Source organism: Parafrankia sp. FMc2, from assembly GCF_041008525.1.
Classification (GTDB): Bacteria; Actinomycetota; Actinomycetes; order Frankiales; family Frankiaceae; genus Parafrankia.
Map to the genome: position 1 here is coordinate 1 of NZ_JBFLUG010000256.1, position 5222 is coordinate 5222.

General features: G+C 66.7%; 3 protein-coding genes. 2 read left to right on the plus strand and 1 reads right to left on the minus strand.

Going from position 1 to position 5222, the window contains the following annotated elements:
* Window positions 1-224: 224 nt before the first annotated feature.
* A complete protein-coding gene (locus AB1460_RS35495) occupies window positions 225-1910 on the plus strand; it encodes a bifunctional diguanylate cyclase/phosphodiesterase (protein ID WP_368966797.1) in 1686 nt (561 codons plus the stop codon).
* 103 nt (window positions 1911-2013) lie between these two features.
* Here the strand turns inward: AB1460_RS35495 and AB1460_RS35500 are convergent, their stop codons facing one another.
* The gene (locus tag AB1460_RS35500) at window positions 2014-3681 is read right to left on the minus strand and encodes an FAD-dependent oxidoreductase (RefSeq protein WP_368966799.1); all 1668 of its coding nucleotides are present in this window, start codon (window positions 3679-3681) and stop codon (window positions 2014-2016) included.
* A 220-nt stretch (window positions 3682-3901) separates the two neighbouring features.
* Here AB1460_RS35500 and AB1460_RS35505 point away from each other — a divergent pair, with 220 nt between their 5' ends.
* Window positions 3902-5101, plus strand: coding sequence for a cytochrome P450 (locus AB1460_RS35505; protein WP_368966801.1), 1200 nt, complete (start codon window positions 3902-3904; stop codon window positions 5099-5101).
* Window positions 5102-5222 lie beyond the last annotated feature (121 nt).

Consider the following 5222-nt stretch of genomic DNA (forward strand, 5'->3'; position numbering starts at 1 on the left):
CACGATCAAGACCCTGCTCAAGCGCGTTCAGTACCGGCCCGACCTGATCGCCGGCTTCCTCGGCCAGACCGAGCTGATCATCGACCCGGAACCGCCGTAGCCAGACCCCGACCATTCAAGATCTGTAACCCCCGGTTGTTCAAGGTCTGACGGGGTAGGTCCCGATGCATGTCTTCCGACGAACGGAGGATGACAGGACCAGACAACAACCGTCAGAGATCATCATGGACTACAGCGAAAGCCTAATCGACGATCTGCAGGTGGGCATCATCATCACTGGTGCCCACAGCAGGACCGTGCTACACGTCAATGCTGCGGCGTGCGGCATCCTGGGCCGCACGGCGGAGGAGATGATCGGCCGATCCTGGCGCCGCCTGTTCTCCCAGCCGGACTTCGAGCTGTTCGCCAGATACGAGCGCAGAATCATCAAACATGGCCCAAGTGGCTCTGGTGAACGTTTTCCGCCGTTTCGCATAGGATTCGCCCGACCGGACGGCGAAGTCGTGCACGTCCAGGTCTCATCCACGTTGACCCACGAGTTCGGCGAGCTGTTCGGAGGCGACGGACCCTTCCTGGTGAGTCGGTTGGAGAACGTGACCGACCGGGAGCGGATCGCCAGTTACCTACGGCTTGTCCTGGACCACAGCCCGGTGTCGATGGTTCTGATCGACCGCTCAGGTCGCCTCGCGTTCAGCGCAAGCGGGCGCACCCCGCAGGAAATCGAGGACATCCTCGATGCCGAGAAGACGTCCGTCTTCGAAGCCTTCGCGGATCACAAGGAGTCGCTCGCGATGCTCGACGCCGCCTTCGAAGGCAGCTCGCCGGGCTCGAAGCTTGTCCGGGAATACGGACGTCGCTTCGACCTTCACATGATTCCGATCACTGACGCGGCCGGCCGGGTACAGCTGGTCGCCGCTCTCAGCACCGACGTGACGGAACGGGAACTCGCCCTCTCCGGCCAGGCCCAGCTCGCAAGCCTGGCGGAGCAGGCGTTGGTCACGCCTGAAGCGGCCGACCTCTGGCAGCACGCAACCGCCGTGCTGGCCAAGCAGCTCAGTGCTGCGGCGACGCTCCACGAAGTCGACTTCAGGTCGGCCGACGCACACAGTCCGCAACCCTCGGTCGGCGTCGGGCCCCCGCTGCCCGACGCGGTGGTCTCGAGGGTTGTGTCCAGCGCGATCGACATCGGTCACGCAACCACCCATGCGTCGGCCACGCCGGAAGGCCAGCAGATACTGGCGGCGCCGGTCGGCTTGCCTGGCGCCTCGACTGCCGTGATCACCGTGCACCGCTCGGGACCCGACGCGCAGCCGTTCAGCAAGCGTGACGAACAGTTCGTCGCCGCTGTCGCGAGCGTGCTCGGCTCCGCCGCGGCGCGCTTCGCCTCCGAACGGGAGATCCGCTACCGCTCGACGCACGACGGCCTCACCGACCTGCCCAACCGCTCATGGCTGCTGGATCGGCTGACCCACAACCTCAAGCTGCACCGCACGGGCGTGGTCTTCATCGATCTCGACGGCTTCAAGACCGTCAACGACACCTACGGCCACCAGGCCGGAGACGAGCTGCTCCGCGAGATCGCCCGCCGCCTCCGGGCGACTGTACGACCCGGCGACGTGGTCGCTCGCCTCGCCGGGGACGAGTTCGCCGTTCTCTGCGAGCGGGTCGGTTCGCCAGCGGTCGTCGAAAGGCTGGCCCAGCGCGTGCTCAGAGCGATTCAGGTGCCGGTAGCGCTCCCGGACGCGACCGTGCGCGTCTCAGCGAGCGCCGGAGTGGCGATCTCCTGCGCGGACCTCGCCGATCCCGACCGGCTGCTCAATGCTTCAGACATCGCGATGTACGCGGCAAAGCGCGCAGGAGCTGGACGGTGCATGGTCCATCAGTCCTCCATGCACCTCGACAACCCGTGACTCAGCCCGAGGCACTGGGCTGGCTTCGAGGACGCACACCATAGCGGGCGGCGGGGCCGCCCGCACCTGCCGTGGGATCACTGTCCGAAGAACGGGGCCCACCTCATCTCGCTTGTTGGGATGCGGCTAGGAGGTCCTCGATCGTTACCAGCTTCTGGCGGGGGCGGGAGTTCTCGCGGCCTCGGCGCTTCTCCTCCAGATCGATCCTGTTCCACGCCGCCTTGTCCAACAGGTGCTCGACCCGGTCGCGGAGCAGGTCCTCGAACTCTCCGGGCGCGTGCGGCGGGTCCTGGAGCCTGTCCATCCCGAAGTCCCGCAGGATGCTGTCGACGGTCTCCTCGGCGTCCAGTTTGTTGCTACCGATGATCCCGCGCGGTCCTCGCTTGATCCATCCCGAGCAGTAGACGCCGTCGATGGGCTCGTCGCTTGATGGGTCGACGACCCGGCCGGCCTCGTTCGGAAGGGTCGCGGTGGCCTCGTCGAAGGGCAGCCCGTCGACGCGGGTGCCCCGGTAGCCGATCGCGCGCAGCACCATCGAGGTCTCGATCCGTTCGGTGGTGCCGTCACTCGCCCGGAAGCTGATCGCCTCCACCCGGCCATCGCCTTCGATCGCGATCGGCTCCAGCCCGAACCGGAACCGGATCGCCTTCCCCTCGGCTCCGGCGCGGCCGGCCGCCCGCAGCAGCACCTCTTGCTTGCGGCCCCCCGCACGGCCGACGCGCTCACCAACCTCGCCAGCTTCGCCGCCCTCGCCAACCTCACCGTGGGCGACAGCTTCGCCGCGCTCCCTGACCTCGCCCGGTTCGGCGAGCAGGGTCAACCCTTCGACCTGGTCGAGCGCGAGCAGTTCGCCCTGCGAGTACGCCGCGTGCTCCGGGCCGCGCCGTCCCACGACGACCACCTCGGTCACCTTGCTCGCGGTCAGTGCGTTGAGCGCGTGCTGGGCCATGTCGGTGGTCGCGAGATCCGAGGCCGGTCGCAGCAGCACCCGAGCGACATCCAGGGCCACATTGCCGTTGCCGATCACCACGACCCGGTCGCCATCAAGGTCAAAAGCTTCCCCAGCATGCTCGGGATGGCCGTTGTACCAGGCCACGAACGCCCGGGCAGCGTGCACGCCAGCCAGTGACTCGCCCTGGATCCCGAGCTTCCGGTCATCGGGCGCCCCACCGGCCCAGAGCACCGCGTGGTGATGCGCGAGCAGCTCCTCGATCGTCACATCGCGTCCGACCTCGACGTTCAGGAAGCACGAGACGTCGGGGCGCGCGAGAACCCCCGCGAACCGGTCAGCCATCTTCCGAGTGTTCGGATGGTCAGGCGCGACCCCGGCCCGCACCAGCCCGAACGGCGTCGGCAGCCGCTCAAGCATCGTCACAGAGACACCGTTGATGTCACTGAGCACGCCAGCCGCATAAAAGGCAGCCGGTCCGGTGCCCACCACGGCGACGCGTAGCTCGGCCTTACGCGCCGGCAGCGCCCGACGTGTGAACGACAGCGAGCCGACCCCGACCAGCGGGTTCGCCTCGAAGTACTCGGCGTTGATCGCGAGGTACTCCGAGAGCCCGTCGGGCAGTTCCCAGTCCGAGTGGACCGCCTCGACCGGGCACTCGTCGACGCACGCCCCGCAGTCGATGCAGGTCGCGGGGTCGATGTAGAGCTGCTCGGTGGTGGTGAAATCCGGGTCCCCGGGCCGCGGCCGGATGCACTGGACAGGGCAGACGGTGACGCAGGAGCCGTCGTTGCAGCAGCCCTTCGAGATCACGAACGTCATCAGGTGGCGCGCCCTCCGTGGTCGGTGGCGGCGCCAGGATCGCCGCGCGAACGAACCCACGGCACCCCGGAGCAGCTATGTAACTTGTTAGCCTAACACGACTAGCGTATCTTGCAAGGGCACCAAAACTACCCGAACACAGGCACGTTGACGCTCAAACCTTGTGTTGCCATAGTCGTGTACAAGCTTGCCTTACGGTCACCCAGTGGTGAGGATCTCCATGAGTACGCCATCAGACGTCGTCGTCACCGATTTCGATCACCACTCGGCGGAGTTCGCCGTGCGGCCCTTCGAGGCCCTCGACGAGCTTCGCGAGGCCGCCCCGGTGGCCTGGTCGACCGCGCACAGCGGCTTCTGGGTCGTCACTGACCACAAGAACGTGGTCGACGGGCTGGCGGACTTCCGGACGTTCTCCTCGACGGCCGGCCCGGCCATCCCGGTCAGCCCGTTCGGCGCCCGGCACATCCCAGTGGCCTTCGACCCGCCGGAGCACGCGATCTACCGCAAGGTTCTCAACGAGTGGTACAGCAAGGTCGAGCTCTCCCGCCGCGAGTCGGAGATCAAGGCGATGGTCGAGGACATCGTCCGCGGTCTGCGCGACAGGGGTAGCTGGGACTTCGTTTCCGACCTCGCCAACGTCTCCCCCGGCGCGGTCACCCTCGGCATCCTCGGCTGGGACACTGGCCAGCGCCTTGAGCTGCTGAACGTCATGACCGAGTCGCTCCGCAACCAGGCGAACCCCGACCCTGTGGTCAAGGACCAGAACGCGCAGCGCAACGTGTGGTTCCGCGAGCAGATCCTCCGCGAGGCCAACGACCGGCGAGCCACCCGCCGCGACGATCTCATGTCGGTCCTCGCCAATGATCCGATCATCGACGGCAAGCAGCTGACGGACGAGGAACTCGCCGACATGGTCGTGCTGCTAATCCTCGCCGGCTTCCACACCACCAGCGGCGCGCTCTCCTCCCTGCTGGTGCACATGGAGCGCCACCCCGAGGTCAAGAAGCAGCTCGACGAGAACCGCGGTCTGATCCCGCAGGCGATCGAGGAGATCATCCGCATCTACTCCCCCGCCGCGGCGCACGCGCGGGTCGTCACCGGGGACACCGACTTCGGTGGCGTGTCGATGAAGAAGGGCGACTGGGCCCTCTTCGTCAACATGGCCGCCAACCACGACCCGAGTGCCTTCCCGGAACCCGAGAACGTCGACCTGAGCCGCAACCGGGCCAAGAGCGTCGCCTTTGGATGGGGCGTGCACCGCTGCCTCGGTCTGCACCTGGCACGGATGATCCTGCGGTTGGAGGTCGAGGCCGTCCTCGACCTGCTCCCGGGCTACGAGATCGATCTGGACGCGACCATCCGCTCGGACCACATGGGCCTAGGCTACTTCTACCTCTCCGTCCCCGCCCAGGTCTCCTAGTACTCCAGCCGGACTTTAGTGATCATTTTGATCTGATGGGTCATGGTTGAGATGCGACGTTGAGGTGGAGCCGGTCCAGGCACGCAAGAGGCCACCGGTGATCATCGAGGTTTGTGACGAC